At 68.8% G+C, this 3,502-nt stretch carries 4 protein-coding genes; all 4 read right to left on the reverse strand.

The features are described 5' to 3' along the window. Nucleotides 1–94: 94 nt before the first annotated feature. From plsY to ACH107_RS31140, 4 genes are read right to left on the reverse strand one after another with little or no spacing between them, the layout of a single operon-like run. Nucleotides 95–700: a glycerol-3-phosphate 1-O-acyltransferase PlsY gene (gene plsY, locus ACH107_RS31125; RefSeq protein WP_412509540.1), complete on the reverse strand. Its 606-nt coding sequence runs from the start codon at nucleotides 698–700 to the stop codon at nucleotides 95–97. Then, nucleotides 700–1,983, reverse strand: coding sequence for a dihydroorotase (gene pyrC, locus ACH107_RS31130; protein ID WP_412509541.1), 1,284 nt, complete (start codon nucleotides 1,981–1,983; stop codon nucleotides 700–702). Before pyrC ends, plsY begins: the two co-directional genes overlap by 1 nt. Next, nucleotides 1,980–2,954: a DUF4268 domain-containing protein gene (locus ACH107_RS31135; protein ID WP_412509542.1), complete on the reverse strand. Its 975-nt coding sequence runs from the start codon at nucleotides 2,952–2,954 to the stop codon at nucleotides 1,980–1,982. Before ACH107_RS31135 ends, pyrC begins: the two co-directional genes overlap by 4 nt. Then, nucleotides 2,951–3,412, reverse strand: a complete 462-nt coding sequence (locus ACH107_RS31140; RefSeq protein ID WP_412509543.1) for a hypothetical protein — start codon at nucleotides 3,410–3,412, stop codon at nucleotides 2,951–2,953. The genes ACH107_RS31135 and ACH107_RS31140 overlap by 4 nt, the downstream gene beginning before the upstream one ends. Between the last annotated feature and the right edge of the window lie 90 nt (nucleotides 3,413–3,502).

Genomic DNA, 3,502 nt, shown 5'->3' on the forward strand with positions numbered 1-3,502 from the left:
CACAGCCTGATCGCGCCCCTGTTCGTCTCGACCACGCAATTGAACTGCATCGCAAGGTAATCCAGCTTGGCCGCCTCAAAACCGCGCGCCCGCGTCATTTGCGGCCGATGCGCGGCTCTGTTCCCGCGCGCATCCGGGCGATGTTTTCGCGGTGGCGCCAGATCACGACGGCCATGAGCGCCCCGCCCAGCGCGACGAGCCCGCCATGGCCCAGCACCAGCATCCAGACCGGGGCCAGCCCCGCCGCCGCGATGGCCGAGAGCGAGGAGAGGCGCGTGAGCGCCGCCGTGGCCAGCCATGTCAGGCAGGCCGCCAGCCCCACCGGCCAGGCGAGCGCCAGCAGGAGCCCGAGGAAGGTGGCCACGCCCTTGCCGCCGCGGAAGCCCAGCCAGACCGGGTAGCAATGCCCGAGGAACGCGGCGAGCCCGGCAAGCTGGCCGGCATCGGGCCCCGCGAGCGCCCGGGCCAGCAGGACCGCCACCGCCCCCTTGGCCCCGTCGAGAAGCAGCGTCGCGGCGGCGGCGGGTTTCGAGCCCGTCCGCAGCACGTTCGTCGCCCCGATATTGCCCGAGCCGATCCGGCGCAGGTTGCCCAGCCCCATCAGCCGCGCCAGTACCATGCCGAAGGGGATCGACCCCAGCAGGTAGCCAAGAGCGGCCCAGAGCGCGAGCAGGGCGGCGGAGGTTTCGATGAACGGCATCAGGCGGCCTCGTGGACAGGGGTGCCCGCGACGTAGCTGGCCAGTACCCGGCCCTGCAGGCGGGCGCCGTCGAAGGGCGTGTTCCTGGATTTCGACCGGAGTTGCCAGCGATCGAGGACGAACGGCGCGTCGGCATCGAACAGCACGAGGTCGGCGGGCGCCCCGGCGGCCAGCCGTCCGGCGCCGAGCCCCAGCCGCCGCGCCGGGTTGAGCGCCATCGCGCGGAACAGTTCGGGCAGGGTGAGCGCACCCGCGTGGTAGAGGCGCAGCGCGGCGGGCAGCAGCGTTTCCAGCCCCACGGCGCCGCTCGCCGCCTCCTCGAAGGGCAGGCGCTTGCTTTCCTCGTCCTGCGGGGTGTGCATCGAGCTGATCACGTCGATCAGCCCCTCGCGCAGTGCCGCGATCACCGCCTGCCGGTCCTCCTCGGATCTCAGCGGCGGCTTGACCTTGAAGAAGGTGCGGTAATCGGCCACGTCGAGCTCGTTCAGCGCGAGGTGATGGATACTGGTCCCGGCGGTGATGTCGAGCCCGTTGCGCTTGGCCCGGCGCAGCGCGGGCAGCGCACGGGCGGTGGTGACCTGGTCGGCGTGGTAGCGCGCGCCGGTCATCTCGAGCAGCGCGATGTCACGGTCGAGGCCCATCCGCTCGGCCATGGGCGACACGCCCGGCAGGCCGCGCAGCGACGCGAACTTGCCGGAGGTGGCGGCCGCCCCGGCGCTCAGCCCCGGGTCCTGCGGGTGGGCGATGACGAGCGCGCCGAGCCCGCGCGCGTAACTCAGCGACCGGGTCAGCACCCTGGTGTCGGTGACGACACGGTCGCAATCGGTGAAGGCCACGGCCCCGGCATCCATCAGGAAGGCGATCTCGGTCATCTCGCGGCCCGCGCGCCCCTTGGTCAGGGCCGCCATGGGCAGCACGTTGACGGGCGCGGCGGCCCTGGCGCGGCGGGCCACGAATTCCAGCGCCTCGGGGCTGTCGATCGCCTGGGCCGTGTCGGGGCGCGTGGCCATTGTCGTCACGCCGCCGGCGGCCGCGGCCAGCCCGGCGGAGCGGAAACTTTCCTTGTGCCGCTCGCCCGGCTCGCAGACCTTGACGCCGATATCAACGATGCCCGGGGCAAGGCACTTGCCGCCGCAATCGCGCCGGTGGACGGCCGGCGGCATGTCCTCGCCCTGCCCGCCCACCGCGCGGATCGCGCCGTCCTCCACCAGCAGCCAGCCGGGCGCGTCGGTGCCGGCCTCGGGGTCGATCAGCCGGGCATTGGTGAAAAGCGTGGTGGTCATTCGGTTTCCTCGCGATTCTCGCGTCGTTCGAGACGTGCAACGTGCGGGTGAAACACTTCGTGTAGACGGGCAGCATTCCGAACCAGCCAATCATGTTGGCGGGACCAGTCGGTTTCGTCGCTCACGTCGGCATTGAGGGTATAACAGATCCTAGCATCCTGCTTCTCCGGCAATGCCTGCCAGTCCAGAGACGCGCCAAAGGCAGCTTCGAGTTCTGATTTTCGTGCTTCAAGTATCAAGAAGTCCTGCTTGGCCCATTTGCCTGCAAGATATATTTCTACCCGTGCCCAGTTGTCTCGGGTATTCATTGCCATGTTCAGCCCAACGCCGGTCTTTCCGATCCCGTGTGAAAGCCAAGACTGCGCCGGTGCAGAGACCGGGCGCATCGGCCCGCCGTTCTGCGCCAGAACGGCCTGCACGCCACTCCAATAACGTTGCTGCATAGCGCGTGTCGGGGTCAACGTCTCTTCAACAGCCCTTTTTGCTGAAGCCGTACTCCGCGACCAGTCGTTGGGTTTGCTTACCACGTTGAACTTGGGCGCCGCCGGGCTGTTGCCGATGCACCACAGCTCCACCTCCAGCGCGAAAAACCGCACTTCGGCCTCTGTGATCTCGTTGAGCCAGTCGATCGCGGCACGGTGTTCCTCGGCCACACGGGCAGCGATCCAGACAATCGTCACGGCATCCAGACCTGCAGCATAGGTCATCAACTGCCCGAGATGCGTGTGATCGGTGCGTTCCAATTGGTTCTCCACCAGTACCCAGCGATCCGAAAGCGTATCTTTGCACAGGATGTCGGCCCTGAACGGCCCGACGTTCTGCTCCACCGCCTCCAGTTCCAGATCAACCCCCAGCGTATCGCCCAAAAGCGCCAGATTGTCCTCGCGCGCCAGCCAAGGTGTGAAATCCTGTGCCTCGGTCTGCCAGATGCGGCGTAATTCCACGCGTTCGAGCCGTCCCAGGTCGCTCATGTCGTCCTCCCCATCGCCGCCTCGATCCGGGCCTTCGTGGCGTCGCGGTCGGGCTGGTATTTCAGCAGGTGCTTGTCGCCCGTCCGCGTGACCACCTGCACCGCCGAGCCCAGCACGCGGATCGCCGCGATCTCGTCCAGTGTCACCATGCGGCCCTGCGGCCCCATCAGGCGCCGGTCGGTCAGGTCCCAGCGCGCCGCCGCCTCGTCCGAGGCGACGTAGAGCGCGCGCACCGCCACCGCCGCCAGGCCGCCGACGGCACCCGTCCAGACATGCGGGTTGCCCATGGCCCAGAGCACGGCCATGCCCAGCCCCATCGCCCCCGCCGACAGCCAAGCGTGATCGCGCCAGTACGTCGCGCGGTCCGCCGGGAAGCGCGCCAGCACGCGCTCTCCGTCGGCCAGCGGCGCGACGGGTGTCATCGACTGATCCATCCCGCCCTCCATCAGCGCCAACATCGAGATCGACCCCGGGCTGCGGGGGCTGACTCGGACCTATTTCGAGATGCGCGACGAGAGCTTCATCGCCATGGGCGAGCGGCTGGCGCG

The organism is Roseovarius halophilus (ex Wu et al. 2025) (assembly GCF_047086965.1).

Excerpts from the sequence above, each read along its gene's own strand:
- pyrC (WP_412509541.1), bottom strand. The coding sequence starts at position 1,983 with ATGACCACCACGCTTTTCACCAATGCCCGGCTGATCGACCCCGAGGCC.
- plsY (WP_412509540.1), bottom strand. The coding sequence starts at position 700 with ATGCCGTTCATCGAAACCTCCGCCGCCCTGCTCGCGCTCTGGGCCGCT.
- ACH107_RS31140 (WP_412509543.1), bottom strand. The coding sequence starts at position 3,412 with ATGTTGGCGCTGATGGAGGGCGGGATGGATCAGTCGATGACACCCGTC.
- ACH107_RS31135 (WP_412509542.1), bottom strand. The coding sequence starts at position 2,954 with ATGAGCGACCTGGGACGGCTCGAACGCGTGGAATTACGCCGCATCTGG.